Origin of the sequence: Streptomyces sp. NPDC047081 (assembly GCF_040643775.1) — a bacterium.
Classification (GTDB): Bacteria; Actinomycetota; Actinomycetes; order Streptomycetales; family Streptomycetaceae; genus Streptomyces.
Map to the genome: position 1 here is coordinate 39,262 of NZ_JBEYUY010000035.1, position 26,179 is coordinate 65,440.

Annotated in this window: 25 protein-coding genes; 7 read left to right on the top strand and 18 right to left on the bottom strand. The window is 71.5% G+C overall.

The window, feature by feature from the left end; genetic code table 11:
* Nucleotide 1 precedes the first annotated feature (1 nt).
* Complete coding sequence (locus ABZ848_RS42210) at nucleotides 2-502, bottom strand: CGNR zinc finger domain-containing protein (RefSeq protein WP_360840696.1); 501 nt, start codon at nucleotides 500-502, stop codon at nucleotides 2-4.
* A 109-nt stretch (nucleotides 503-611) separates the two neighbouring features.
* Here ABZ848_RS42210 and ABZ848_RS42215 point away from each other — a divergent pair, with 109 nt between their 5' ends.
* Both ABZ848_RS42215 and ABZ848_RS42220 read left to right on the top strand, forming a co-directional pair.
* Complete coding sequence (locus ABZ848_RS42215) at nucleotides 612-971, top strand: VOC family protein (RefSeq protein ID WP_360840697.1); 360 nt, start codon at nucleotides 612-614, stop codon at nucleotides 969-971.
* A gap of 24 nt (nucleotides 972-995) precedes the next feature.
* Entirely contained in the window at nucleotides 996-1,385 is a 390-nt protein-coding gene (locus ABZ848_RS42220) for a VOC family protein (RefSeq protein ID WP_360840699.1), read from the top strand.
* Nucleotides 1,386-1,398: 13 nt separating this feature from the next.
* Here the strand turns inward: ABZ848_RS42220 and ABZ848_RS42225 are convergent, their stop codons facing one another.
* Both ABZ848_RS42225 and ABZ848_RS42230 read right to left on the bottom strand, forming a co-directional pair.
* Nucleotides 1,399-2,517, bottom strand: a complete 1,119-nt coding sequence (locus ABZ848_RS42225) for a dipeptidase (RefSeq protein ID WP_360840701.1) — start codon at nucleotides 2,515-2,517, stop codon at nucleotides 1,399-1,401.
* A 94-nt stretch (nucleotides 2,518-2,611) separates the two neighbouring features.
* A complete protein-coding gene (locus ABZ848_RS42230) occupies nucleotides 2,612-2,971 on the bottom strand; it encodes a MerR family transcriptional regulator (protein WP_360840703.1) in 360 nt (119 codons plus the stop codon).
* A gap of 66 nt (nucleotides 2,972-3,037) precedes the next feature.
* On the opposite strand from ABZ848_RS42230, the gene ABZ848_RS42235 reads away from it, so the two are divergent.
* Nucleotides 3,038-4,177, top strand: a complete 1,140-nt coding sequence (locus ABZ848_RS42235) for an alkene reductase (protein ID WP_360840704.1) — start codon at nucleotides 3,038-3,040, stop codon at nucleotides 4,175-4,177.
* Here ABZ848_RS42235 and ABZ848_RS42240 read toward each other — a convergent pair.
* From ABZ848_RS42240 to ABZ848_RS42250, 3 genes are read right to left on the bottom strand one after another with little or no spacing between them, the layout of a single operon-like run.
* Nucleotides 4,126-5,304, bottom strand: a complete 1,179-nt coding sequence (locus ABZ848_RS42240) for a dipeptidase (RefSeq protein WP_360840706.1) — start codon at nucleotides 5,302-5,304, stop codon at nucleotides 4,126-4,128. The two genes, ABZ848_RS42235 and ABZ848_RS42240, sit on opposite strands and share 52 nt — an antisense overlap.
* Nucleotides 5,305-5,309: 5 nt before the next feature.
* A complete protein-coding gene (gene purE, locus ABZ848_RS42245; RefSeq protein WP_360840708.1) occupies nucleotides 5,310-5,831 on the bottom strand; it encodes a 5-(carboxyamino)imidazole ribonucleotide mutase in 522 nt (173 codons plus the stop codon).
* On the bottom strand, nucleotides 5,828-6,988 hold the full coding sequence (locus tag ABZ848_RS42250; RefSeq protein ID WP_360840710.1) for a 5-(carboxyamino)imidazole ribonucleotide synthase: 1,161 nt from the start codon (nucleotides 6,986-6,988) through the stop codon (nucleotides 5,828-5,830). The genes purE and ABZ848_RS42250 overlap by 4 nt, the downstream gene beginning before the upstream one ends.
* A gap of 217 nt (nucleotides 6,989-7,205) precedes the next feature.
* On the opposite strand from ABZ848_RS42250, the gene ABZ848_RS42255 reads away from it, so the two are divergent.
* A complete protein-coding gene (locus tag ABZ848_RS42255) occupies nucleotides 7,206-7,718 on the top strand; it encodes a GtrA family protein (protein ID WP_360840711.1) in 513 nt (170 codons plus the stop codon).
* A 751-nt stretch (nucleotides 7,719-8,469) separates the two neighbouring features.
* Here ABZ848_RS42255 and ABZ848_RS42260 read toward each other — a convergent pair.
* Entirely contained in the window at nucleotides 8,470-9,744 is a 1,275-nt protein-coding gene (locus ABZ848_RS42260) for an ATP-binding protein (protein ID WP_360840713.1), read from the bottom strand.
* A 40-nt stretch (nucleotides 9,745-9,784) separates the two neighbouring features.
* Nucleotides 9,785-10,462 carry a response regulator transcription factor gene (locus tag ABZ848_RS42265; protein ID WP_058928367.1) on the bottom strand — a complete coding sequence of 226 codons (678 nt, stop codon included), beginning with the start codon at nucleotides 10,460-10,462 and terminating at the stop codon, nucleotides 9,785-9,787.
* Between the two features lie 296 nt (nucleotides 10,463-10,758).
* Here ABZ848_RS42265 and ABZ848_RS42270 point away from each other — a divergent pair, with 296 nt between their 5' ends.
* Entirely contained in the window at nucleotides 10,759-12,255 is a 1,497-nt protein-coding gene (locus ABZ848_RS42270) for an oligopeptide:H+ symporter (RefSeq protein ID WP_360840714.1), read from the top strand.
* Nucleotides 12,256-12,366: 111 nt separating this feature from the next.
* Here the strand turns inward: ABZ848_RS42270 and ABZ848_RS42275 are convergent, their stop codons facing one another.
* The 7 genes from ABZ848_RS42275 to ABZ848_RS42305 all read right to left on the bottom strand — a co-directional run bounded on the left by ABZ848_RS42275 (nucleotide 12,367) and on the right by ABZ848_RS42305 (nucleotide 19,275).
* Complete coding sequence (locus ABZ848_RS42275) at nucleotides 12,367-13,647, bottom strand: hypothetical protein (RefSeq protein ID WP_360840771.1); 1,281 nt, start codon at nucleotides 13,645-13,647, stop codon at nucleotides 12,367-12,369.
* A 32-nt stretch (nucleotides 13,648-13,679) separates the two neighbouring features.
* A complete protein-coding gene (locus tag ABZ848_RS42280) occupies nucleotides 13,680-14,777 on the bottom strand; it encodes a hypothetical protein (RefSeq protein ID WP_360840715.1) in 1,098 nt (365 codons plus the stop codon).
* A complete protein-coding gene (locus ABZ848_RS42285) occupies nucleotides 14,774-15,598 on the bottom strand; it encodes a hypothetical protein (protein WP_360840717.1) in 825 nt (274 codons plus the stop codon). Before ABZ848_RS42285 ends, ABZ848_RS42280 begins: the two co-directional genes overlap by 4 nt.
* Before the next feature lie 102 nt (nucleotides 15,599-15,700).
* Nucleotides 15,701-16,384: an LPXTG cell wall anchor domain-containing protein gene (locus tag ABZ848_RS42290; RefSeq protein WP_360840773.1), complete on the bottom strand. Its 684-nt coding sequence runs from the start codon at nucleotides 16,382-16,384 to the stop codon at nucleotides 15,701-15,703.
* A gap of 162 nt (nucleotides 16,385-16,546) precedes the next feature.
* On the bottom strand, nucleotides 16,547-17,812 hold the full coding sequence (gene serS, locus ABZ848_RS42295) for a serine--tRNA ligase (protein WP_360840718.1): 1,266 nt from the start codon (nucleotides 17,810-17,812) through the stop codon (nucleotides 16,547-16,549).
* A gap of 295 nt (nucleotides 17,813-18,107) precedes the next feature.
* Nucleotides 18,108-18,671, bottom strand: coding sequence for an ATP-binding protein (locus tag ABZ848_RS42300; RefSeq protein ID WP_360840720.1), 564 nt, complete (start codon nucleotides 18,669-18,671; stop codon nucleotides 18,108-18,110).
* A 226-nt stretch (nucleotides 18,672-18,897) separates the two neighbouring features.
* Entirely contained in the window at nucleotides 18,898-19,275 is a 378-nt protein-coding gene (locus tag ABZ848_RS42305; protein ID WP_360840722.1) for an STAS domain-containing protein, read from the bottom strand.
* 239 nt (nucleotides 19,276-19,514) lie between these two features.
* Here ABZ848_RS42305 and ABZ848_RS42310 point away from each other — a divergent pair, with 239 nt between their 5' ends.
* Nucleotides 19,515-20,426, top strand: coding sequence for an RNA polymerase sigma factor SigF (locus tag ABZ848_RS42310; protein WP_360840724.1), 912 nt, complete (start codon nucleotides 19,515-19,517; stop codon nucleotides 20,424-20,426).
* A 202-nt stretch (nucleotides 20,427-20,628) separates the two neighbouring features.
* Entirely contained in the window at nucleotides 20,629-22,320 is a 1,692-nt protein-coding gene (locus ABZ848_RS42315; RefSeq protein WP_360840725.1) for an RICIN domain-containing protein, read from the top strand.
* 45 nt (nucleotides 22,321-22,365) lie between these two features.
* Here ABZ848_RS42315 and hutI read toward each other — a convergent pair whose 3' ends face one another.
* Genes hutI through ABZ848_RS42330 form a run of 3 tightly spaced genes read right to left on the bottom strand, consistent with a single transcriptional unit; the run spans nucleotide 22,366 to nucleotide 26,104 of the window.
* Nucleotides 22,366-23,538, bottom strand: coding sequence for an imidazolonepropionase (hutI, locus tag ABZ848_RS42320; RefSeq protein ID WP_360840727.1), 1,173 nt, complete (start codon nucleotides 23,536-23,538; stop codon nucleotides 22,366-22,368).
* Between the two features lie 29 nt (nucleotides 23,539-23,567).
* Nucleotides 23,568-24,905, bottom strand: a complete 1,338-nt coding sequence (locus tag ABZ848_RS42325; protein ID WP_360840728.1) for a formimidoylglutamate deiminase — start codon at nucleotides 24,903-24,905, stop codon at nucleotides 23,568-23,570.
* Nucleotides 24,902-26,104 (bottom strand): allantoate amidohydrolase, encoded by a 1,203-nt coding sequence (locus ABZ848_RS42330; protein ID WP_360840730.1) that lies wholly within the window; start codon nucleotides 26,102-26,104, stop codon nucleotides 24,902-24,904. The genes ABZ848_RS42325 and ABZ848_RS42330 overlap by 4 nt, the downstream gene beginning before the upstream one ends.
* Nucleotides 26,105-26,179 lie beyond the last annotated feature (75 nt).

Genomic DNA, 26,179 nt, shown 5'->3' on the forward strand with positions numbered 1-26,179 from the left:
ACTACTTGGCCCGGTACCGCCGCATCTTCGCGCGCGCCCCGCACACCTGCATCGAGCACCAGCGGCCGCGCCCGGCGGGGCTGCGGTCGTAGTACGCCCAGTGGCAGGTCTCGGCCTCGCAGGCCTTGAGGCGGGTCCAGGTGCCGTCGACGAGGGACTGGGCGACGGCGGCGGCGACCCGGGACAGGAGCGGGCGGGCGTCGGCCGGGGTGAGGGCGGCCGAGCCGTCCGCCGGGTCGACCGTCACCCGCAGCGGCGCTGACGCCAGCAGGTCGTCCAGGGGCGTGACCGGGGTGTGCGGCGAGTGGCCGGCGTGGGCGAGGAGCGTCGCGCGCAGGGACTCGCGCAGTTCGCGTGCCTCGGGGATCTCTGCCGCGGTGAGGCCGAAGGGCGCGCGGCCGTCCTCCGTATCGAGCGCGTCGGCGCCCGATTCGATGTCCAGGGTGTTGACCAGGGACTCGACCAGAGCCAGCCCCCCGGGCGCGGCCGATCTCTCACTCATGGCTGCACGCTACCTTCCGTCAATCCCCTTGCGATGTTACCTCCTATGCGGCAGCATGCAGTAACAGTTACTCCTTGGGCGCATCTACAGGTAACAACAGGAGGAAGTCATGGCTCTCGCCAAGCTCGGTGCCGTCGTCCTGGACTGTCCCGACCCGAGCCTGCTCGCCGGTTTCTACTCCGAGCTGCTGGGCGGCACCGTGGAGGTGCAGGACGGGTGGGCGGACCTCACCACGCCGGACGGGCAGGCGCTGGCCTTCCAGGTCGCCCCCGGTTTCGTCGCGCCGGAGTGGCCCGCGCCCGAGCACTCGCAGCAGTTCCACCTGGACCTGACGGTCGAGGACCTGGACGCGGCCGAGGCGAGCGTGCTCACGCTGGGCGCCAAGCCGCTGGACACCGACGACCGCTCGCGGACCTGGCGTGTGTACGCGGACCCGGCGGGGCACCCGTTCTGTCTCTGCGCCTGCTGAACGCCGCCGAACCTGGAGGACACCATGCCCGTGGCCCGCTTCCGCTCCGTCGTGCTGGACTGCCCCGACCCGCGCGCGCTCGCCGGCTTCTACGCGGCGGTCGCCGGCGGCACCCCGGTCGCCGAGGACGACGACTGGGTCGTACTCCAGGTACCTGACGGACCGCGGCTCGCCTTCCAGCTGGCCGAGGGGTTCACGCCGCCCGAGTGGCCGCGCGCGGACCGCAACTCGCAGCAGTTCCACCTCGACTTCGACGCCGGGTCGACGTGGGCGGAGATCGACGCGGCGCACGAGCGGGTGCTGGCACTGGGTGCGCGGCCGCTGGACCTGGAGGACCGGGAGAAGAAGGACTTCCAGGTGTACGCCGATCCGGCCGGGCATCCGTTCTGCCTGTGCCGGATCGAAACCCCCTGACCGGGGCTCCCGGTCACCCGTCCAGGTCGGCGATCTTCGCCGTCGACGGCTCGCGGCGCTGCTGTGCGGCGCGGGCCGTGAAGTCGGCGCTGCGCAGGACGCGCTGGACGTTGCCCCAGGTCAGCAGCGCGATGTCGGGCTCGGACCAGCCGCGGTGCAGGAGCTCGGCGATGAGGTGCGGGTAGCAGGAGGCGTCGCCGAGGTCCTGGGGGTGGGCGGTGCCGGCGTCGTACGTACCGGAAAGGCCCACGCACTCCGGGCCCGCGATCTCGCGCACGTGGTCGAGATGGTCGGCGACGTCGCGCACCGACGGGCCGGTCTGCTCGGCCGTGAGCGGCACCATGCACAGGCCCCCCGCGGCGCCCAGCTCGGTGAGCAGGTCGTCGGGGAGGTTGCTGGGGTGGGGGCGCAGGGCGCGGGCGGCGGAGCGGGTGAACAGGACCGGGGACTTGGAGACCGCGAAGGCGCGGTGGATGGTGTCGGCGGAGGCTCCGGAGAGGTCGGCGAGCACGCCGAGCCGGTTCATCTCGCGGACGACCTCCTCGCCGAAGCGGGTCAGGCCGGCCCCGCTCGCCCAGGTCGCGCCGGAGAGGGTGAGGATCCGCAGGCCGAGGGCGTGCAGGGAGCGCAGGATGCCGAGGGAGTCGCCGAGCGCGGCGGCTCCGGCGGGGCCGAGCAGCACGGCGACACGGCCGCAGTTGCGGGCGTCGGTGGTCTGGCCCGCGGTGCAGGTGAGCCGGAGGCCCTCGGGGTGGGCCTGGACGACGGTCTTCACGAGGTCCAGCTGCTCCAGGGTGGCCCCGACGGCGCGGTCCCCGGCGAGGCCCTCGGGCAGGTGCAGCGACCAGAACAGGGCGCCGACGTGCCCTTCTCGCATCCGCGGTACGTCCGTGTCGACGGCGCTCTCGCCCAGCTCCAGGTCGTACCAGGGCAGGTGGCGCAGCGCCCAGGGCAGCCCGCTGTAGCCGTCGGCGACGGGGTGCGCGGCGAGGATGGCGTGGGCGCGCTCCAGGGGGGCGCTGTCCGGGTCGGAGACGGGGCTGTACGCCTCGGCGGCCTCGAAGGGGTCCGGCAGGCCGTCGAGCCCGCCGACCTCGGTGGTGGGGTGCAGTTCGTCCTGGAGGTCTGCCATGGCGGGCTCCGTACGTCGTGATCGCAGTACGGTTCACCGTCGCACGGAGGGCGGGGGGCTTCCTGGTGGGTGGGGCGTTCGGGCGTCGGCCGGTTCAGCGACCCCCTGCCGCCTTGATGACCTCGTCCAGGGTGTCCCGGGACCGGACCAGGTCGGCGATGGTGTGGTCGATCCGCTCGCGCTCGGCGGTGAGGTCGGCGACGAGCTTGGGCGTGGCGACGGCGGACGGCCCGCCGTCGGCGTCCCGCATGCAGGGCAGCAGTTGCGCGATACGGCCGCTGTGCAGCCCGGCCGCGTACAGCTCCTGGATCCGGATCACCCGGTCCACGGCCGCCTCCGGGTAGTCCCGGTGTCCGCCGGGCGTCCGCTCGGCGGCGAGCAGGCCCTGGGTCTCGTAGTAGCGCAGCGACCGCTCGCTCACGCCCGTGCGCCGGGCGAGTTCGCCGATCCGCATGTCCGCCTCCGTGAGCCGCCGCCGGGGCTTGAATCTGACATCAGTGTCAGGTTCTAGCGTACGGGCATGCCGAAGACAACGGACTTTCTGGCCCCGGCCCGACTGGGCCGGCTCGAACTCCCCCACCACCTCGTGATGGCCCCCCTCACCCGCAACCGCGCGGAGACGGACGGCACCCCGACCGACCTGATGGTCACGCACTACGCCCAGCGCGCCGGGGCCGGGCTGATCATCGGCGAGGCCTCGACGCCCAACGCGGTCGGACAGACGTATCCGAACATCACGGCGATCCACACCGACCGGCACGCGGCCGGCTGGGCGCGGGTGACCGATGCCGTGCGGGCGGGCGGCGGGCGGATGTTCCTGCAACTCCAGCACGGCGGGCGGGTGAGCCATCCGGCGACGACAGGGCTGACGCCGGTCGCGCCATCCGCCGTGCCGCTGCCGGAGCCGGTCTTCACGCCCGCCGGACATCAACCGGCCGTCGTACCGCGGGAGTTGACGGCCGACGGCATCCGGTCGACCGTCGCCGACTTCGCCGCGGCCGCGCGCCGGGCGCTCGACGCGGGCTTCGAGGGAGTGGAGGTGCACTCGGCCAACGGGCATCTGCTGCACCAGTTCCTCGCCGGGAACACCAACCGCCGGACGGACGCGTACGGCGGCTCGCCCGAGCGGCGGGTGCGGTTCACCGCGGAGGTCACGGAGGCCGTGGCCGACGCGATCGGCGCCGAGCGGGTGGGCGTACGGATCTCCCCCGGCAGCACGGTCAACGGCATCGAGGAGGACGACACGGACGCCCTCTACCCGGCCCTGATCGGCCGGCTCAAGGACCTCGGCCTCGCCTATCTGCACCTCGTGCACGCCGATCCGGAGCGGGAGTGGTACCGGCGGATCCGGGCCGACTGGCCCGGCGTCCTGATCGGCAACCCCGTGCTGCCGGGCCTCACCACCGAGGACGTCACCCGGGCCGCCCACGGGATGCTCGCCGCCGGGGCCGATCTGGTCGCCCTCGGCCGGCCGTTCCTCGCCAACCCGGACCTGGTGACGCGGCTGCGGCTGGGCGCACCGCTCAACCCCGTCCGGGAGCGCTACATGATGTACGTGGGCGGGGCCGACGGCTACACCGACTACCCCGCCCTGGGTGACCTGCCCGGTCAGCCGTCCAGCGACTCGATCGTGGCGTTGGACGGCGCGCGGGTCGCCTGAAGGTCGCGGGCCACGTCCTCCGCGGCGCCCAGTACCCGTACCGAGTTCTGCCAGGTCAGCTTGGCCAGGTCGGGCTTCGACCAGCCGCGGTCCAGCAGTTCGGCGACCAGGTTGGGGTAGCCGGAGACGTCGTTCAGGCCGTCGGGGGTGAAGGCCGTGCCGTCGTAGTCGCCGCCGATGCCCAGGTGGTCGATGCCCGCCACCGCGCGCATGTGGTCCAGGTGGTCGGCGACGGTCGACACCGTGGCGACCGGGCGCGGGTTGCGCTCCTCGAAGGCGCGGTGCACCTTCATCGCCTCCGGGGTGGTCTCCAGGTGGTGCAGGCCGTGGGCGCGCATGTTCTCGTCGGCCGCGGCCGTCCAGTCCACGGCCGCCTGCAGCACGAACTTCGGCACGAACGTCACCATCGCCACGCCGCCGTTGCCCGGGAGGCGTTCGAGGACGTCGTCCGGGATGTTGCGGGGGTGGTCGCAGACCGCCCTGGAGGACGAGTGCGAGAAGACGACGGGTGCGGAGGTGACGTCCAGCGCGTCGCGCATGGTCGTCGCCGCGACGTGCGAGAGGTCGACCAGCATGCCGAGCCGGTTCATCTCCCGGACGACCTCGCGGCCGAACGCGGACAGGCCGCCGACGTTCGGTTCGTCCGTCGCGGAGTCCGCCCAGTCGTTGTTGTCGTTGTGCGTGAGCGTCATGTAGCGGACGCCGAGGTTGTACAACCCCCGCAGCGTGCCGAGGGAGTTGGCGATCGAGTGGCCGCCCTCCGCTCCCATGAGGGAGGCGATACGGCCGTCCTGCCGCGCCTTCTCCATGTCGGCGGCGGTCAGCGCGGGCGCCAGGTCCGCCGGGTACCGGGCCAGCAACTGCCGTACGCAGTCGATCTGTTCGAGCGTCGCCGGCACCGCGTCGGGCAGGTCCGAGCGGACGTACACCGACCAGTACTGCGCACCCACCCCGCCCTCGCGCAGGCGCGGGATGTCGGTGTGCAGGTGTGCGTTCTGGTGTACGGCGATGTCGCGGGCGTCGAGGTCGTAGCGGACCTGGTTGCGCAGCGCCCAGGGGAGGTCGTTGTGGCCGTCGACCACCGGGAAGTCGGCGAGGAGTGCGCGGGCTTCCTCCAGGGAGGTCATCCGTGTCACTTCCCGAATCCGAAGCCGCCGCCGCCCTCGGCCTTGGCGCGCAGGCGCTTGCCCTTCTCGGTGGCCTGGTCGTTCAGGTCCTGCTGGAAGTCGCGCATCCTCTGCAGGAGGTCCTCGTCGTGGGCGGCGAGGATACGGGCCGCGAGGAGGCCGGCGTTGCGGGCGCCGGCGACGGAGACGGTGGCGACCGGGACGCCGGCCGGCATCTGCACGATCGACAGCAGGCTGTCCATGCCGTCGAGGTACTTCAGCGGGACGGGGACGCCGATGACCGGGAGCGGGGTGACCGAGGCGAGCATGCCGGGCAGGTGGGCCGCGCCGCCCGCGCCCGCGATGATCACCTTCAGGCCGCGGTCCGCCGCCTGCTCGCCGTACGTCACCATCTCGCGCGGCATCCGGTGCGCGGAGACGACGTCGACCTCGTACTCGATCTCGAACTCGTCGAGGGCCTTGGCGGCGGCCTCCATGACGGGCCAGTCCGAGTCCGACCCCATGACGATGCCTACGACTGGGCTCATTCTGTGATCGTGCCTCTCAGGTAGCCGGCTGCGTGACGTGCGCGCTCGAGAACGTCGTCCAGGTCGTCGCCGTAGGTGTTGACGTGGCCTACCTTGCGGCCGGGCTTCACGTCCTTGCCGTACATGTGGATCTTCAGCTGGGGGTCGCGGGCCATGCAGTGCAGGTACGCGGAGTACATGTCGGGGTAGTCGCCGCCGAGGACGTTGACCATGACCGTCCACTTTGCGCGGGGGCGCGGGTCGCCGAGGGGGAGGTCGAGGACCGCTCGTACGTGGTTGGCGAACTGGCTCGTGATCGCGCCGTCCTGGGTCCAGTGGCCGCTGTTGTGCGGGCGCATCGCCAGTTCGTTGACGAGGATGCGGCCGTCGCGGGTCTGGAAGAGCTCGACGGCGAGGTGGCCGACGACGCCGAGTTCCTTGGCGATCGTCAGGGCCATCTCCTCGGCCTTGAGCGCCAGCGTCTCGTCCAGGTCGGGGGCCGGGGCGATGACCGTGTCGCAGACGCCGTTCACCTGCTGGGACTCGACGACCGGGTACGCCACCGCCTGGCCGTGCGGGGAGCGGACGACGTTGGCGGCGAGTTCGCGGACGTAGTCGACCTTCTCCTCGGCGAGGACGGGGACGCCCGCGCGGAAGGGGTCCGCCGCCTCGGCCTCGTTGTCGACGACCCATACGCCCTTGCCGTCGTAGCCGCCGCGGACGGTCTTGAGGACGACCGGGAAGCCGTCGCCCTCGGCGCCTTCGGGGAGGCCTTCCGCCGCGAACGCGGCCACGTCCGCCGGGTCGGTCACGATCCGGTGCCGTGGGCACGGGATGCCGATCGCGTCGAGCCTCGCGCGCATCACGCCCTTGTCCTGGGCGTGCACCAGCGCGTCGGGGCCGGGGCGTACGGGGATGCCGTCCGCCTCCAGCGCCCGGAGGTGCTCGGTGGGTACGTGTTCGTGATCGAAGGTGATCACATCGCAGCCCTTCGCGAACTCGCGGAGCGTGTCGAGATCGCGATAGTCGCCGATGACGACATCGCTCACGACCTGCGCCGCGGAGTCCTGAGGGGTGTCACTGAGGAGCTTGAACCTGATGCCGAGCGGGATGCCTGCCTCGTGTGTCATACGAGCGAGCTGGCCTCCGCCGACCATGCCGACTACCGGGAACGTCACGCCCCTAGGGTATCGGCCGCGCCGACGCGACCGATTTCCGGCCGATTCCGGGGTCTCTTACCGCACTCTTCCCGGACTTTTCCGCCTCTTCCCCCGCTCTTCCCATCCTGTTTCCGACCTGTGAGCTCATCCACAGGAGTTTATGAAGGGGGGTGGTTAGCATGGCTGAGTTGACGAAAACGCCGATACCACCGACCGGACGGGGGCCTTCAGGACCATGGAACAGGGTTCCTCCGGGCTGCGAAGGCTCGCACACGAGATCGCCAAGTTCGGTGCGGTGGGTGCGCTCGGCACCGTCGTGAACTTCGGCGTCTCCAACCTGCTGTGGCATCTGACCAGCCTGCAGGCGGTGCGCGCCAACGTGATCGCCACGGTCGTCGCGATCGGCGTCAACTATCTGGGCTTCCGGTACTTCACGTACCGCGACCGCGACAAGAGCGCCCGTACGAAGGAGCTCTCGCTGTTCCTGGCCTTCAGCGCGGTCGGGCTGGTGATCGAGAACGGCATCCTGTTCGCCGCGATCTACGGCTTCGGCTGGGAGAGCTCGCTGGAGCGGAACGTCTTCAAGGTCGTCGGCATCGGGCTCGGCACGCTGTTCCGGTTCTGGTCGTACCGCACGTGGGTCTTCAAGACGCTGCCCGCGCGGGAGGCGGTGGCCGACGCGGAATCGTTCCTGGAGGAGGCCGAGGCGGCGGAGACACTACCGAAGGCGGAACAGCGGGTCAGCTGACGCCTGGGGGTGTCCCTGGGGGGAGCTGCCCCCTGGGACGTGTGTCCGGGGGGAGCTGACCCCTGGGGCGTGGTCCGGGCAGCTGATCCCTAGGGCATGCCAGGCGGGCCTCAGCTCACAGCCAGGGCGTGTCCGACGGGCCTCAGCTCGCGCAGCCGGCCCCGCTCGCTCAGCGGACCGTCGGCTTCTCTTCGATCTCCGGCCACGCTCAGCGGACAGTCGGCCGGCCGCGTGCAGAGGGCCGTCGGCCCCTCATCCATCTCCGGCCACACTCAGGGCACCGGCGAGGCCTCTTCCGCCTCCGACCCCTCGGCGGACCGCGGCTCGTCTGCCGTCTCCGGCGGCGCTCAATCGGACCCGCCAGGCCCTCATCCATCCCCAGCCGCCCTCAGCAGACCGGCGAGGCCTCTTCCGCCTCCGGCCCCTCGGCGGACCGCGGCTCGTCTGCCGTCGCCGGCGGCGCTCAGCCGGACCGCCAGGTGCTCGTCCGTCTCCGGTCGCCCTCAGCAAATCGGCGGGGCCTCTTCTGGCTCCGGTCCTCAGCGGACCGTCGACTCCTCCGCCGTCGCCGGCGGCGCTCAGCCGGACCCCCGGGCGCTCGCCCGTCCTCAGCCACACTCAGAGGACCGGCGAGGCCCTTCCGTCTCCGGCTCTCGACGGACCGGCGGCTCATCTGCCCTCGTCGGCGGCGCTCAGCCGGACCCCCCGGCCGCCCTCAGCACATCGGCGAGGCCTCTTGCGCCTCCGGTCCTCAGCGGACCGTCGGTTCCTCTTCCGTTTCCGGGCGTTTCAGGGGAGGTGTGCGGGACAGGAACAGGCCGAAGACCGGGGGCTTGGTCTGGAGCATTTCCAGGCGGCCGCCGTCCGCCTCCGCGAGGTCCCGGGCGACGGCCAGGCCGATGCCCGTGGAGTTGCGGCCGCTGATCGTGCGCTCGAAGATGCGGGCGCCCAGGTCGGCCGGGACGCCGGGTCCCTCGTCGGTGACCTCGACCACCGCCTGGTTGCCGGTGACGCGGGTGCGCAGGGCGACCGTGCCGCCGCCGTGCATGAGGGAGTTCTCGATCAGTGCCGCAAGCACCTGGGCGACCGCGCCCGGCGTGCCGACGGCCTGCAGATGCCGCTTGCCCGAGCTGACGATCGCCCGCCCGGCGCTGCGGTACGCGGGCCGCCACTCGGCGAGCTGCTGCTGGATGACCTCGTCGAGGTCGAAGGTGACGGCGTTGCCGGCCCGGGGGTCACGGGAGTTGGTGAGGAGACGTTCCACCACGTCCGTGAGGCGCTCGACCTGCGTGAGCGCGACGTTCGCCTCCTCCTTCACCGTGTCCGGGTCATCGGTGAGGGTGATCTCCTCAAGCCGCATGGAGAGGGCGGTGAGGGGCGTACGGAGCTGATGGGAGGCGTCGGCCGCCAGGCGCCGTTCCGCGGTGAGCATGCGGGCGATGCGCTCGGCGGAGGAGTCGAGGACGTCGGCGACCCGGTCCAGCTCGGGGACGCCGTACCGCTTGTGCCGAGGCCGCGGATCGCCGGACCCCAGCCGCTCGGCGGTCTCCGCGAGGTCAGTGAGCGGGGAGGCGAGCCGGTTGGCCTGCCGGATGGCCAGGAGTACGGCGGCCACGACCGCGAGAAGCGCCACCAGGCCGATGATCAGCAGCGTCCGCCCGACCTCCGCGCTGACGGTCGACCGGGGCTCCTCGACGACGACCGTCTCGCCCTCCTCGCCGCTGGCGTGGCCCCGGATGACCTCGCCCTCGGGCCGGGTGCCGAGCTCGATGACCGACTCGCCGGGGATCCGCACGACGGCGAACCGGTCGCCGGTGACCTGGCCGTGCAGCACCTCGGCGTTGACGGCACCGGCGTTGACCAGCCGGCTGTCCACGATGCTGGCGAGCCGCTGCGCCTCGGAACTCACCCGTTCCTGGGCGCTGTTGCTGATGGTCCGGGTCTCCACGATGACCAGGGACACGCCGAAGACGGCGATCACGACGAGCACCACGGCGAGCGTGGACTGGATCAGTCGACGGCGCATGTCCTCTGTACCTGGGTCGGTCTAGGGGGCGGCGGGGGTGTCAGCTCTTCTCGAACCGGAAGCCGACACCCCGGACGGTCGCGATGTACCGGGGGTTCGCCGCGTCGTCGCCCAGCTTCTTGCGCAGCCAGGAGATGTGCATGTCGAGCGTCTTGGTCGACGACCACCAGGTCGTGTCCCACACCTCGCGCATCAGCTGGTCCCGGGTGACCACCCGCCCCGCGTCCCGCACCAGGACCCGCAGCAGGTCGAACTCCTTGGCGGTGAGCTGGAGTTCCTCGTCGCCCATCCACGCGCGGTGCGACTCCACGTCGATCCGCACGCCGTGCGTGGCCGGCGGCTGCGCCGGCTCCGCGGCGCCGCGCCGCAGCAGGGCCCGGACGCGGGCGAGCAGTTCGGCGAGGCGGAAGGGCTTGGTGACGTAGTCGTCGGCGCCGGCGTCGAGTCCGACGACGGTGTCCACCTCGTCGGCGCGCGCGGTCAGGATGAGGATCGGCACGGTGTGGCCTTCGGCGCGCAGCCGGCGGGCGACTTCGAGGCCGTCCATGCCGGGCAGACCGAGGTCCAGCACGACCAGGTCGACGCCGCCCTGCATTCCGGCGTCGAGTGCGGTGGGGCCGTCCTCGCGCACCTCGACCTCGTAGCCTTCCCGGCGCAGGGCGCGGGCCAGCGGCTCCGAGATGGACGCGTCGTCCTCGGCGAGCAGTACACGGGTCATGAGGTGATGGTAGACCGCTCTTGACATGTGCTGGGGTGTGATCGGCGCGCGTGATTCTTACCTTCGCACGCGGTGAGGCGAACCTGTGGATCTGCGGTGTGATCTTCGCGGGGACCTTGGAAAAGGGGTGTACGGTTCCTTCGACACCTGTGATCCGTGTCTCAAGTCCTTCCTTTTCCGGCAGTACCCTGCCGTATGGTGAAAAAACAACGCCTGTAGCACTGCGGGGACCTTCGGCGGACAAACGCTGAAGGTCTCTTTTGTGTGCGGTAAACCCCCACCAGCAAGGATCGACCATGGCGTCCAGCCTGACGAAGGACTCGGTCACCCCGGGCACCCCCGGCACCGAGAAGACCTTCTTCGGCCACCCCCGGGGACTGGCCACTCTCTTCATGACCGAGATGTGGGAGCGATTCTCCTACTACGGCATGAAGGCTCTACTCCCGCTGTACCTGGTGGCACCGGGCGGCCTGCACATGAGCGCGGCCGCAGCGACCGCCGTCTACTCGGTGTACGTGTCCCTCGTCTACCTGCTCGCCCTGCCGGGCGGCTGGTTCGCGGACCGGGTGCTCGGCCCCCGTAAGACCGTCGCCGTCGCGGGCCTGATCATCATGCTGGGCCACCTCACCCTGGCGCTGCCCTCGGCCGGCACCTTCTTCGCCGGCCTCGGCCTCGTGGCCATAGGCTCCGGCCTGCTGAAGTCCAACATCTCCACGATGGTCGGCCACCTCTACAACGGCGCCGACGACGCCCGCCGGGACGGCGGCTTCACCATCTTCTACGTCGGCATCAACCTCGGCGCCTTCGCGGCCCCGCTGGTCATCGGCACCGTCGGCGAGAACGTCAACTGGCACCTCGGCTTCGCGCTCGCCGCGCTCGGCATGGCCCTCGGCCTCGCCCAGTACCTGCTCGGCAGCCGTCACCTCAGCGCCCGCTCGAACGACGTCCCGACGCCGCTGTCCGCCGCCGAGAAGAGCGCGACGCTGCGCAAGGCGGGGCTGTGGGCGGCCGTGGCGGTCGTCTTCTACTCCGTCGTCGGCTTCTCCGGCCACTACACCCTGAACTGGCTGCTGGTCCCGATCACCATCGCGGGCCTCGTCATCCCGGTCATGGTCATCGGCCGTATCAAGCGCGACAAGGAGCTCGACCGCGTCGAGCAGTCGAAGATGTCGGCGTACATCTGGTTCTTCGTCGCCGCGGCCGTCTTCTGGATGATCTACGACCAGGGCGGCTCGACCCTGTCGATCTTCGCCGACTCCTCCGCCGAGAACACCGTCTTCGGCTGGGAGTTCCCGGTCTCCTGGTACCAGTCCGTCAACCCGGTCATGATCATGGCGCTCGCCCCGGTCTTCGCCTGGATGTGGCTGGCGCTGAACCGGCGCGGCAAGGAGCCGAGCACGGCCGTGAAGTTCGCCTCCGGCCTGGTCCTGATCGGTGCGTCCTTCTTCCTGTTCCTCGCCCCGCTGACGATCGCCGACGGCGGTCACAAGGCGGCCGCGATGTGGCTGGTCGCGATCTACTTCGTCCAGACGGTGGGCGAGCTGACGCTCTCCCCGGTGGGTCTGTCGGTCACCACGAAGATGGCGCCGGCGAAGTACGCCTCGCAGATGATGGGCGTGTGGTTCCTGGCGGTCACGGCGGGCGACGCGACGACGGGTCTGCTGTCCATCGCCGGGGTCGACCTGAACAAGACGGGCATCGTGGCCCTGCAGGCGGTTCTCGCGGTGCTCGCCGGTGCGGCGGTGTGGATGTACCGGAAGCGGGTGCGGGAGCTCATGGGCGACGTTCACTGACGGTTGGCTTCGCCGACAGGGCCGCTGCATCCACGGGGGTGCGGCGGCCCTGTCGTCTGCGGGTCGTTCGTGGCTGGTCGCGCAGTTCCCCGCGCCCCTAAAGAAGGTCGGTCACCTTGCCCTCCGGCCAGGCATGAAGGTGAAGACCGCTGTGCCCAAGAGCACCGCCGTGCCCGCCACCAGGCCCAATGCCTTCAGTGCGCCGTGGTCGTCCGAGCCCGTTGCTGCCAGGCCGCCGCTCGCCGACGAGGATGATGACGAGCCGCCCGACGTCGACGAGCCCGATGCTCCGCTCGCCTGTTCCGTCGTGTCCAGGGTCAGGGAGACCGCCGTCTTGTCCGGCTTGCAGGTCGTCGTCGTGCCCAGGGCCTCGATGGTCAGGACGCCCGGGGAGAGCGTCGACTCGCCCGTCGCGCCCGGCTTGTACGTGCCCGTCATGTCGGGGATCTCGATCGGGTCGCCGGACTTGATGGCCTTGGAGTTGGTCGGTCCCTCGACATGGACCGAGCCGCTGTCCGAGCCGCCGAGGGTGACCTCCATGGACGGCTTCACCGAGTCCGCGGGGATGTCGGCGGGGCTGTCCATCGGCGAGTTCTTGAACTGCACCGTGATGCCGTAACTCCCGCCGTCCTTCTTGGCGTTGATCTGGATCGTGGAGGTCGCCTTCTTCTCACCGATGGGCGACTGGCAGGTGTAGGGGATGTCGACCGCCTTGCCGGTGAAGTCGGTCTGCCCGTCCCCCGTGCCGTCGCTCGCCGAAGCGGACGCGGAGGCGGACTCCGACGCCGACTCGGACTCGGACGGCGACGCCGACTGCGAGGTCGAGTCCGTCGGGTCGGGTGTCGTACTCGACGAACTCCCGTCACCCGGCGACACCTCGATCGTCGCCGCCTTCTGCACCGTCTCCGACGGCGTGCACTTGGTGTCCGTCGAGTACGCGTTGACGGTGTACGCGTCGGGCGTCAGCGTCACCTCGCCGGCCGTCGTGAGCTTCAGGCTGCCCTTCATGTCGGACAGCACCATGTCGCCGCCCTTGGGGATCGCCGGGTTCTCCCGCGGCCCCTGCATGGCGATGTCCGCGGTCTGCGCCCCGGCCGCCTTCAACACCCCTGACGGCTGTACGGAGTTGGCGGGCAGGTCGATGATGTCCGGGTTCTTGGAAGCGGCCTGGACGAACTTCCACACGACGTCCACCGTGTCGCCCACCTTCGCCGTGGCCGGCGCGGTGATCTCGACCTTCGTGGTGCCGTCGACGGGATCGGCGACCCCGGCGGGCGGCACGCAGTGCGTCGCGAACGACACCTCCGCCGCCTGCGCGGCCCCGGCGGCCAGGCCCAGCAGGGCCCCCGCCCCGCCGAGCACCAGGGCGGTGCCCGCCGCGGCCGCTCTCAGCCGGGCGGCCGGGGTGACTCTCCTTCGCTTGCTCACGGGGGTCCCTTTCTGGTGGGAGTCGTAGGACTCGTCGGGCTGTCGTCGTGCGGTGCGGAGAGCCGGCCGGCCGCGTTCGGATCGGAGTCCGGGGTGAACCACGGCAGGGTCGAGGTGGTGGCGGGCGCGGATTCCCGCGCGCCGGTGGTGAGCTTCGGGGTGGTGAACTTCGGCAGGCGCAGGGTCAGTTCGGGCAGATGCAGGCCGCGGTGGCGCAGGCCGCCGGCCTTGCGCGGCCGTACCCGGTCCACGATCGCCATCCCGGCGCGGAACACCGCCGCCGGCACCACCAGGCAGACCAGCACCCAGAACAGGGTCACGCCCCAGGGCCGGCCCACGCCCCAGGGCTGCTCGGCGAGCACCTTGCCGCCGTACTTGACGGAGACGGTGTAGTCGCCGTGCGCACCCGCCGACAGCTCGACGGGCAGCTTGATCTGCGCCTTCTTGCCGGGCGCGAGGGTGCCGCGCCACTCCTGGTCCTCCCACTCCGGCGCGAACACGCCGTGCGAGGTGCCGACCTGGAAGACCGGGTTCTTGATCGGGGAGGTGCCCGCGTTGCCGACGGTGAAGACGAGCGTGCGGGAGGGCGGGGCGCCGAACCAGGTCAACAGGCCGCTGGAACCGTCGAGTCGAGTATCGGTGAGCATCGACAGGCGCCCACCGGTCGCCTCCGCGGGCAGCGGCTCCACCGCGTGTCCGGCCACCCGCAGAACCGCGTCGGCCTGCGCCTTGGCGCCCTCCACGGTCGCCACATGCACCACGCACGGGCACGGCACCGGCGGTTCGGACACCGGCAGCTGCTTGCTGAAGGCGCCCTTGTCGTCGGTGGTGACGGCCCTGCCGTCCGCGTTGGCACAGGAGTTGGTGCCGCCGATCACCCCGCGAGCGGGCGTGGCCTGGCCGCAGATCAGCATCATCAGCAGCGCGTGCGAACGCCATCCGCTGCCGCTCACCGTGATCGAACCCCCGGTCCCCGCCTGGGACTTGGAGAGTTTGACCGTGGGTCCGTCCGCCGCCGCGGCGATGCCCGCGAGGGGCAGCAGAAGCAGCGCGAACACCGCCAACAGCGCCGCGGTCCGCACTTTGCCGTTCACGCCACAGCTCCCGTCAACTCGACTTCCGCGTCCGGCGATCGGGATGCGAATTCGCTCGTACGACGCCTGCGACGCCGTACGAGAAGCGGCGCACCCCCGGCCGCAACCGCCCCCGCGACCCCCGCCACCGCACCCCAGGGCACGAACCGCGCCGATGCCGTCGCCGTGTCCCGCGCCCCGCCGTCCGCCGTCACCGTGAGCCGCACATCGACCGCGTCCAGCGCCGGGTGCCCGCGCCACGGCTCGGTGAGCCGCAGACGCCGGCCGGGCGCGAGCCGGACGGGCAGGGTGCGCGGGGCACGGTCGAGGACCCGGCCGAAGAGCCCGTCCGCGCGCACGGCGAGCCGCGGCACGAGGGCGGTCGTACCACGGTTGACCAGGTCGTACGTTATGCGGTCACCGTGCACGACGACGTGCTCGACGGTCAGCGCGGACAGCGCGGCAACCCCCGCCCGCAGCCGGATCGGAACCGTGGCACGGTGACCGTCCTGATCACGGGCGACGATCTCGCCGCCGCGGTCGCCACTCGCCCGCACGGTGAACGGCACGTCGGCGCGAGTCCGCCCCGGCACCCTCACCCGGCTCTTCGCAAAGACGACGGAGACCCCACTGCCGCTCAACCGCACGGTCACCGCCCGCGAGCTCCGGTTGGTCACGGACACGACGTCCTGCAGCACAGCCCCGGGCGCCCCCTCGGCATAGAAGGACGGCCGCCCACCACCGGAAGGCGCCACCGACCATCCATCGGCGGCAACGGCAACCGGCGCGGCACCCAACACGAGGAGAAGGGACACGAGCAGAACACGAGCGGCAGTCGGCATCAGCAGCTCCACCAGTCAAGGGACAACCCCCCAAGGGGCGCGGGGAACTGCGCGACCAGCCACAACGGCGCGTCAGAGACCCAACAACCCATCACGGCACCCTCAACGCCGAACCGCCTGATTCCTACGCGTGATCCACAACGCGCCCCCCGCCCCCACGAGCAGCACCGTCCCACCCAACGTCCCCAACGCGATCGCCGAGTCGTCCGGCCCCGTCTGCGGCAGCGAGCTACCGGAATCCGAACCGTTCTCGCTCGTCCCCCCGGAAGACCCACCCGCCGCGGTCACATCCAGCGTCAACGCCGGCCCAGGATTGTTCGACGGCGTACAAGTCGTCGTCGTACCCAGCGCCTTGATCGTGAGGACCCCCGGCGTGAAGGTCACCTTGCCCGTCTTCTTCGGCGTGTACGTACCCGTCAAGTCATTGATCTTGATAGGGGTGTTGGCCGGAATCGCGGCCTGGTTGGCGGGCCCGGACACAGCCACGGTCCCACTGTCCGCACCCCCCAGTTTGATCGTGGCGCTCGGATTCATCGCGCCCTTGCCCAGCTCGACCGGGCTGGAGGAGACGCCCTTCTGCCAGGACATGGTGAGTTTGTAGCCGCTGCCGCTCTTGACGCCCTTGATGTCGATCGGCGAGACGGCACTCTTCGCACCGATCGGCGTCTTGCACTGGTAGTTGACGTCGACGACCTCGGCCCGAGCGGCGGGGGCGGTCATCAGCACCGCCGAGCCGGCCAGGGCCGCGACGGACGCGAGCGCGGCGGTTCGTTTCCGGTACGACACGATTTCCGCTCCCTCTCGGTTTCCTGACGACACATCAGATTCGGCCGTCAAGGTACGCCCGGGGTCGTGAGGAGGGAAGGGACAGTGCGCGCCGGAGTTGTGGGGATCCGGCGCGCACGACAGGGGCGTCGGGTGGAGAGAGTGACCCGGGGTAACTCAGGGTCAGGCCATGCGCAGCACCTCCGGCGCGCCCCACCGCCACAGCACCTCGGGCACCGCGACGCTCCCGTCGGGCCGCTGGTGCTGCTCCAGGATCGCGGGGAGCAGTCGGCTCGTGGCGAGGCCCGAGGCGTTGAGGGTGTGGACGTGAGCCGGTTTGCCGCCGCCCTCCGGCCGGTAGCGGATGCCGCCGCGCCGGGCCTGGTAGGCGCGGGCGTTCGACACCGAGCTGACCTCTGCGTACGCGCCCACGCTGGGCAGCCAGACCTCGACGTCGTACGTCTTGGCCTGGGCGGGGCTGATGTCGGCCGCGGCGAGCTTGGTGGTGCGGTGGTGCAGACCGAGGCCGGTCACCAACTCCTCGGCGCGGGCGAGGAGTTCGAGCTGCGCCGCCGCCGAGTCCTCCGGCCGCGTGAACTGGAACAGCTCGACCTTGTTGAACTGGTGGCCGCGCAGGGTGCCCCGCTCGGCGGTCCGGTAGCCGCCGCTCTCCTTGCGGTAACAGGGCGTGTAGGCCACGTACTTCAACGGCAGCTCGCGCTCGTCGAGGGTCTCGCCGCGGTGCAGGTTGACCAGGGCGGTCTCGGCGGTGGGCAGGAGGAAGCGGCCGTCGTCCGTGCGGAAGACCTCGTCGGCGAACTTCGGGAACTGCCCGGCCGTATAGCCCGCTTCGTACGTCAGCAGGTGCGGCGGCAGCACGAACTCGTACCCGGCGCGGCGGTGCGCGTCGAGGAAGTGGTTGAGCAGCGCCCATTCCAGGGCGGCGCCGTCGCCGCGGTAGATCCAGTAGCCGTTGCCGGCGAGGGCCGTGCCGCGCCTGTAGTCGACCAGCCCGAGGTCCTGGGCGAGTTGTACGTGGTCCTTCGGCTCGAAGTCGAAGGCGGGCGGGGCGCCGATGATCCGTACGACCTCGTTGTTCTCCTTGCCGCCCGCGATCACGTCGTCGTCCGGGAGGTTGGGCAGGGCGTCGAGGAACTCCTGGTGTTCCGCGGCGAGTTCGGCGAGGCGGGTCTCGGTCGCGGCGAGTTCGTCGGCCACGGCCTTGGCGGCGGCCTGCGGTTCGTCGGCCGGCTCCCCGGCCCGGCGTCGTACCGCGATGTCCGCCGAGACGCGCCGCCGTTCGGCGCGCAGCCGCTCCACGGCCGTGCGGGTCTCGCGGAACTCGGCGTCCAGGGCGAGGAAGCCGGTGAGGTCGGCGTCGGTCGCGCGCTTGGCGAGGGCGGCGCGGACGCGGTCGGGGTGCTGTCGGAGGAGGGTGATGTCGATCATGGCCGTGCTCCGGGAAGGTCGTCCGGAGCGGCACGCACCGCCCCGGGGGCTGTCCCCTGGGGGCGTGGGCGAGAGGGTGCTCGCGGTGCCACCACGCCTTCACCGTCGTACCGACGAAACGGACGAATCCGCGGACGTCGTACGACGGTCTCGTTGGGCCCTGTGACGGGGGCCGGCCGGCGGGGCATTTCCTCCCCGCACTCGGGAGTGGATTCGCCCGGATCACCGGGCTACTTGTCTCCGTCGACGTGTTGCAGGGAAGGGTAGAGGGCCCCGCCCGGTGCGCGGAAACGATTTATGCCGGTGCGCCGAGTTCCGCCCAGACCGTCTTGCCGGAGGCTCCCGGCGTCCGGACGACGCCCCAGTCCAGGCAGAGCCGCTGCACGATGAACATGCCGTGGCCGCCGGGGCGGCCCGCGCGGTGCGGGGTGCGCGGGGCCGGCTGGCCGGCGCCCCGGTCGGAGACCTCCAGGCGGATCACCTTGTTGTCGCAGGTGATCCCGAGCGCGTCCGGGCCCTCGGCGTGCAGACAGGCGTTGGTGACCAGCTCGGAGACGACGAGCAGCACGTCCTCGGCGGCGGCCCGCTGGTCCGCCGTGGCGGCGGGCAGCCAGCCCCAGTCGTACAGCGCCTGGCGGGTGAAGTCGCGGGCGAGCGGCACGACACCGCTCTCGCCGTCGAAGCCGAGCCTGCGGACCTGCCGGCCCGCGGGGGACGCGGACGACACGGCTGCCGCCGACGATCCGGCGGCGTCCCCTTCGGACGCCCCGGTCGCGGCGGCGCCCCCCTCGGAGGTCCCGGAAGCGCCGCTCGGCTCCGGGCCGCGGTCGCCCGGCGGGTAAGGCCGGGTGGTGCTCATCAGCGCTTCACCTCACCGATTCACCAGTTCACGATTCAAAAGTCAGTACGTATCCCGACGGCCGTTCCGTCGGTGTGCCTGCCGACATGTTCAGGATGTCTCCTGCCCGAGCGAACCGGCAGAACACCCCTTGTTTCGGCACGGAAGGCGTGACGCCCGGAAAGTGCCGGTCACACAGGGGCGACTGGGACGCGGACATGGCGGCGCGGCCGACGGCGGGCCCGGCTCAGCCGGTCTCGTCGGCCAGGGCCGCCGCCAGGGTGTCGTGGACGGTGAAGACCGCCTCGGCCCCGGTGATCTCGAAGACGCGGGCGACCACGGGCTGCATGCCCGCGAGATGGACCCCGCCGCCGGCCGCCTCCGCCTTCAGACGTGCGCCGAGCAGTACGTTCAGCCCCGTGGAGTCGCAGAACTCCAGCCGGGAGCAGTCCACCACCAGCCGTTTGAACCCCTTGGCGAGGCAGTCCTCCAGCGGCTCGCGCAACAGATCGGCCGTATGGTGATCCAACTCACCGGCCGGGGTCACGACGGCGCTGGAGCCCTCTTCCCTGACCTCCACCAGTAGCCGGCCAGACTGTGCGCTGCCGACCGTCCCGCGGTCCATGCCGTCTCTTCTCCCGACGTCGTGGCTGCTGACGTACGCCCTCGAACACTACGCCTTCCTCACACTCTCCGACACCCGAACAACCGCCCACAAACGGACATAACCGCACGTAACGCACTTGCGGCGGGCGTGGGAAAGCGGGTAGGGCTAGTAGAGATACGTAACCGACACGGCCGGCTTTGGAGGCGCCGCACACCGCAGTGCACGCACACGGCTTCGGCAGCCATATGCCGAGAACGATGGAGGACATCATGTCACCCCGGCTCGACGCACCGCATACCCAGCAGGCGACGTCGACACCCCCTCCGGAACATCTGGATCCCATCGAGAGCACCGACGCAGACGTACTTGCCGGGCTTCCGGATATCCCGCCCTACACCGAGGTGGGCCCGGTCGACGCCCGCGCCCTGTCCAAGACGCTCTTCGAACGGCTCGAGTCGCTCGAGGAAGGGACGTACGAGTACTCGTACGTCCGCAACACGCTCGTCGAACTCAACCTGGCCCTGGTCAAGTTCGCCGCCTCCCGCTTCCGCTCGCGCAGCGAGCCGATGGAGGACATCATCCAGGTCGGCACGATCGGCCTGATCAAGGCGATCGACCGGTTCGAGCTCTCGCGGGGAGTCGAGTTCCCCACCTTCGCGATGCCGACCATCGTCGGCGAGATCAAGCGCTTCTTCCGTGACACCTCCTGGTCCGTGCGCGTCCCGCGCCGACTGCAGGAGCTGCGGCTCGACCTGGCGAAGGCCGGTGACGAACTGGCCCAGAAGCTGGACCGGGCGCCGACGGTCGCGGAGCTCGCGGAGCGGCTCGGTCTGACGAAGGACGAGGTCGTCGAGGGCATGGCCGCGTCGAACGCGTACACGGCCTCCTCGCTCGACGCGCAGCCGGAGGAGGACGACGCGGAGGGTGCGCTCGCGGACCGGATCGGCTACGAGGACCACGGGCTGGAGGGCATCGAGTACGTGGAGTCCCTCAAGCCGCTGATCGCCGAACTCCCGCCCCGGGACCGGAAGATCCTCTCCCTGCGCTTCGTCGCGGGCATGACCCAGTCGGAGATTGGGGACGAACTCGGCATCTCGCAGATGCATGTGTCGCGGCTGCTGTCGCGGACGCTGGTGCGGCTGCGGAAGGGGCTGACGCTGGAGGAGTGACGTGCGCATGTCGGTGATTTCCCGGCGGCAAGCGCTTCCTCCGAGCCTCGATTGTCACAAGTGACCCAGGTGACCACGGCTGTCACCTGGGTTACTCATAGAAACCCTTTCCCCAGAGGTTCCCGTCCATCACTATGGGCCTCCATACCCGCCGGTAGGCCAGAGCTGCGGCGGGGCGCGCGGCGCAAGGAGGCGGGTGGCGATGGCTCGGGCCGACCGGACCGACAACGGGGTCGATGCCGGAGGGGCCGAGGACGTCGAGGAAAGAGACGGCCTCGGAGCGCACGCGCGCACCTCCGACCCACGGCTGGTCGAACTGCTGCGGAGCAGCACCTCCACCGCCTATCCGGCGTTGCAGGAGGTGAGGGCGCGGCATCAGCCGGCCGTGCTCGCGTATGCCCGGCTGTGCACGGCGAGCGACACCTCCGCCCGCCAACTGGCCGCGCAGGCCTTCACGCTGGCGGCCCGTCAGACCGCGCGCGGCACCGAGCCGACCGTGCCGCTGCGCCACCAACTCCTGCTGCTGACCGGGCGGTTGACGGCCACCTGGGCCGGTGACGAACGGTCCGCGGGCCTCGACCCCGGCCTGCTGCTGGTGCTGAGCACGGCGGGCCCCGACGGCCCCGTCCCGCCCATGCTGGCCGCCTTCCAGTCCCTCCCGTCCCGCGCGCAGGGCCTGGTCTGGTACGGCATCGTCGACGGCGAACCCGCCGGCACCACCGCGGTGTTCCTCGGCCTGACCCGCGAGGACGTCACCCACGAGACCGAGGCTGCGCTCCAGTCCCTGGGCCACGCCTGCCTGCGCACCCGCCTCGCCGCCTCGGCGGACCCGCGCTGCGGCAACTTCGGCCGGCTGATCGAGGAGTCGGTACGGCCCGACAGCCCGCGCACCAGCAGCGATCTGCGGGCCCACATGGTGCATTGCGTGCACTGCACGGCGGCGTACGAGGAACTGTCGGCGCTTCGGGACTCGCCGCGGACGGCGCTGGCGGAGGGGTTGCTGCCGTGGGCGGGGACGGCGTATGCGCTGCGGGAGCGGGCGGGCGAGGAGCGGGCGGCGGGCTTTGAGCCGGCGGGGGCGGGTTCGGGATCGAGGCGGACGTCGGCTTCGAGGCGGACGTCCGCCGCGGAGGGGGCGTCGGCTTCGAGGAGGGCGTCGGCGCGTGGCCCGCGCTCCAAGGCACTTGCCGGACCGGCGGGTTGGCCCACGTCACGGCGTTTACTGATCTCCGGGGTGGCGCTCGGGGTGGCCCTCGCCCCGCTGCTGGTCTTCCTGTTGTCGCAGACGGGCGGTTCGAAGTCGCCGTCGCAGCAGGCGGCGGGGGCGCTGGGTACGCCGACGAGCGCGCCGCAGGTGACCGTGACGGCGACGGTCTCCACGGCGCCTTCCGTGACGCCGAGCACCAAGTCGCCCTCCCCGTCGCACAGTTCCTCCCCGTCGGCGTCACCGTCGAAGTCGCCGAAGCCGTCCCCCTCCCCCGCCCATGCGCCCAACGGCACGTACGCGCAGATCGTGAACGTCTCCACCGGCCGCTGTCTGGACATCCGCGACGGCGACCTCTCGAACGGCACGGACGTCGTCACGGCCCCCTGCTCCTCGTCCCGCACCCAGCGCTGGCGGGTGGACGCGGCGCGCGGGGTCGTCCAGTCGTACGCCGACTCGGACTTCTGCCTGGACAGCCGCGGTGACGTGGACAAGGGCGTGGGCATCTGGGACTGCGGCTCGGTGGACGGCGACCACGGCCAGAACCTGCGGTTCACGGTGGACGCCGACGGGGTGATCCGCCCGGCGATCGCGATCGAGACGGCGGTGACGCCGGAGGGCGGGGACGGTGTGGCGCTGGAACCGCTCAGCGGGGGTGGGGAGCAGCGGTGGCGGGCGGGGGCGCGGTGACGGCAGCCGGCGGGTGAGGCGACGGCAGGCGGTGGCCGGGGCGGCTCAGACCACCCGTACGCCCCGCCGCCAGACCCCCGCCGTCAGCGGTACGCCCGGCCGGTAGGCCAGGTGGACGTGGCTCGGGGCGTCCAGGAGGAGCAGGTCGGCCTGAGCGCCCGGGGTGACGCGGCCGATGTCGTCGCGGCGGAGGGCCGCCGCGCCGCCCGCTGTCGCCGACCAGACCGCCTCGTCCGGGGTCATGCCCATGTCCCGTACCGCGAGCGCGATGCAGAAGGGGACGGACGAGGTGAAGGACGAGCCCGGGTTGCAGTCGGTGGAGAGGGCCACCATGACGCCGGCGTCCAGGAGGCGGCGGGCGTCCGGCCACTCGGCGCGGGTGGAGAACTCGGCGCCGGGGAGCAGCGTGGCGACCGTGTCGCTGTTCGCGAGGGCGTCGACGTCCGCGTCGGTGAGGTGGGTGCAGTGGTCGGCGCTGGCGGCGTCGAGCTCGACGGCGAGTTGGACGCCGGGGCCGTAGGAGAGCTGGTTGGCGTGGACGCGCGGGTGCAGGCCCCTGGCCTTGCCGGCGGTGAGGATCGCCCGCGCCTGCTCACCGTCGAAGGCGCCCTTCTCGCAGAACACGTCGATCCAACGGGCGTACGGCGCACAGGCGTCGAGCATCTCGCCGGTGACGAGGGAGACGTAGGCGGCGGGGTCGTCGGCGTAGTCGGGCGAGACGATGTGGGCGCCGAGGTAGGTGACCTCGTCGGTGTGCGCGGCGGCGATCCGCAGGGCGCGGGCCTCGTCGGCGACGGTCAGGCCGTAACCGGACTTGGTCTCGAAGGTCGTGGTGCCCTGGCGGAGCGCCTCGGACAGGTAACGCGTGAGGTTCGCCTCCAGTTCCGCGTCGCTCGCGGCACGGGTGGCCGCGACCGTCGTACGGATGCCGCCCGCGGTGTACGACCGCCCGGACATCCGGGCGTTGAACTCCTGCGTGCGGTCGCCCGCGAAGACCAGGTGCGAGTGGGAGTCGACGAAGCCGGGCAGGACGGCCCGGCCGCCCGCGTCGACCCGATTGTCAGTGGCGGGTGCTTTGCTTGATTCACCGGTCCACGCGATGCGGTCGCCCTCGATGACGACGGCCGCGTCCTGGACCAGACCGAGGGGAGACCTGTCACCGGAGGAGGGGTCGTTGGTGACCAGCGTGGCGATGTTGGTGATGAGTGTGCTGCTCATGGCGTCCTTCTCCGGGCTCGGTGCGGCCGTCAGGCGCGCAGGGCTTCCACTGCTGCCGCCAGCGCCCGCGGCACATCCGCCACGAGCGTGTGCGCCCCGTCTCGTACGACGTGCCGCCCTCCCACGATCGTGTGCCGCACGTCCGCTGCCGTCGCGGCGAATACGGCCGTCTCGGCGCCGAGCCTGGGCAGCGGCCCCGCCGTCCTGACCGAGTCGAGGGCGATGGTGGTGAGGTCGGCGAGCGCGCCGGCCTCGATGGTGCCGGCCTCGTCCCAGCCGAGGGCCGCGTGACCGTCGGCGGAGGCTGCGCGCAGCAGCGCGGCGGCCGTCCAGTGCCCGCGGGTGCGGGTGCGCAGCCGCTCGTCGAGCTCCATCGCGCGTGCCTCTTCGAGCAGGTCGATGACGGCGTGGCTGTCGGAGCCGAGTGAGAGTGGTGAGCCGGCCTGCTGAAGGGCGACGGCGGGTCCGATGCCGTCCGCGAGGTCGCGCTCGGTCGTCGGGCACATGCAGGTGCCGGTCGAGCTGCCGCCGATGAGGGCGATGTCCTCGTCGGTGAGATGGGTGTTGTGGACGCCGGTGGTGCGCGGCCCGAGGACACCGTGGTCGGCGAGCAGCCGGGTGGGCGTGCAGCCGTGGGCGGCCTGGCAGGCGTCGTTCTCGGCGGTCTGCTCGGAGAGGTGGACGTGCAGCGGCGCCCGCCGCTCCTCGGCCCACCTCGCCACGGTCGCCAACTGGGCGGCGGGCACGGCCCGTACGGAGTGGATGGCCGCCCCGATCCGCGCGTGATCCCGTTCCTTGAGAACTGAACAGCGTTCGGCCCAGGCCTCCGCGCTGCCGTCGGAGAAGCGCAGCTGATGCGTGTTGGGCGCCTCGCCGAAGCCCGCGGAGAGGTAGGCGGTGTCGAGGAGGGTGATGCGGATGCCGGCGTCGGCGGCGGCCGCGATGAGGGCCTCGCCCATGGCGTTGGGGTCGGCGTAGGGGGTGCCGCCGGGGGCGTGGTGCACGTAGTGGAACTCGCCGACGCTCGTGACCCCGGCCAGCGCCATCTCGGCGTACACGGCTCGCGCGAGCGCGTGGTACGTCTCCGGGGTCAGCCTGTCCGCGAAGGAGTACATGACCTCGCGCCAGGTCCAGAAGGTGCCGGAGCCGACCTGGACGGTGGAGCGCAGGGCGCGGTGGAAGGCGTGCGAGTGGGCGTTGGCGAGCCCGGGGAGGGTGAGACCGCGGAGGATCTCGGCGCCGGGGGGCGGGGTGTCGACGTCCTGGCGGACGGCGGTGATGCGGCCGTCCAGTGTCTCCAGGGCGACGCCCGGCTCGACGTGGGTGTCGAGCCAGGCGTGCTCCAGCCAATAGGTCCGCGTGGTCACCGGCAGGCCAGTCCTTCCAGTACGTCGGCGAGGGCGAGCACTCCGGCCACGCAGTCGTCCTCGGCGGCGAACTCTGCCGGGGAGTGCGAGACGCCCGTGGGGTTGCGCACGAACAGCATGGCGGTCGGGACGGTCCCGGAGAGGATCCCGGCGTCATGTCCGGCCCCGGTACCCAGCACGGGAACCGTGATGCCGGTGTCCTTGCCGAGGATGCGGGCGAGTTCGTCGCGCAGGGCGTGGTCGAACTCGACGACCGGGGTGAAGGACTCCCGGACGACGTCGAGGTCGATGCCGTGCGCCTCGGCGTACTCGCGGGCGGCCTTCTCGATGCCGCCGACGACAGTGTCGAGGGTGGCCTGGTCCTCGGCGCGGGAGTCGAGCCAGCCGCGCACCAGGGAGGGGATGGCGTTGACGCCGTTCGGCTCGACGGCGATCTTGCCGAAGGTGGCGACGGCGCCGGCGAGTCGGGCCTCGCGGCGGGCGGCGAGGACGGTCTCGGCGTACGACAGCATGGGGTCGCGGCGGTCCACGAGCCGGGTGGTGCCGGCGTGGTTGGCCTCGCCCCGGAAGTCGAACCGCCAGCGCCCGTGCGGCCAGATGGCACTGGCGATGCCGACGCGGTCGCCGGAGAGGTCCAGCGCGCGGCCCTGCTCGACGTGCAGCTCGACGAAGGCACCGATGCGGGCGAGCCGCTCGGAGTCGGCGCCGATGCCGGCGGGGTCGTGGCCGGCGGCTTCCATGGCCCGGGGCAGGCTGATCCCGTCGCCGTCGGTGAGCTTGTGCGCCGCCTCGACGGAGAGCTGCCCGGAGGTGAGCCGCGACCCGACACAGGCCAGCCCGAACCGGGCGCCCTCCTCATCGCCGAAGTTGACGATGGCGAGGGGCTTGCTGAACTGCACTCCCCTGCGGCGCAGTTCGTCGAGCGCGGCGAAGGAGGACACGACACCGAGGGGCCCGTCGAAGGCACCCCCGTCGGGCACGGAGTCGAGATGCGACCCCGTGACGACGGCGTCCCCGGCGGTGGGATCCCCGAGCCAGGCCCACTGGTTCCCGTTCCGGTCGACCTCGTAGGTCAGTCCGCGAGTCCGGGCCTGCTCCTGGAACCAGGCCCGGCATTCGGTGTCGGCCCCGGTCCAGGCGAACCGGCGGTAGCCACGGGAGTCTGGGTGCCGCCCGATGGGCAGCAGCTCGCGCCACATGGAGTGGAACGAAGTCGTACCAGGTACAGGCTGTGGGCAGTCGTTCCGCAGGGCGATGGGGGTCCCCCCGCTCGA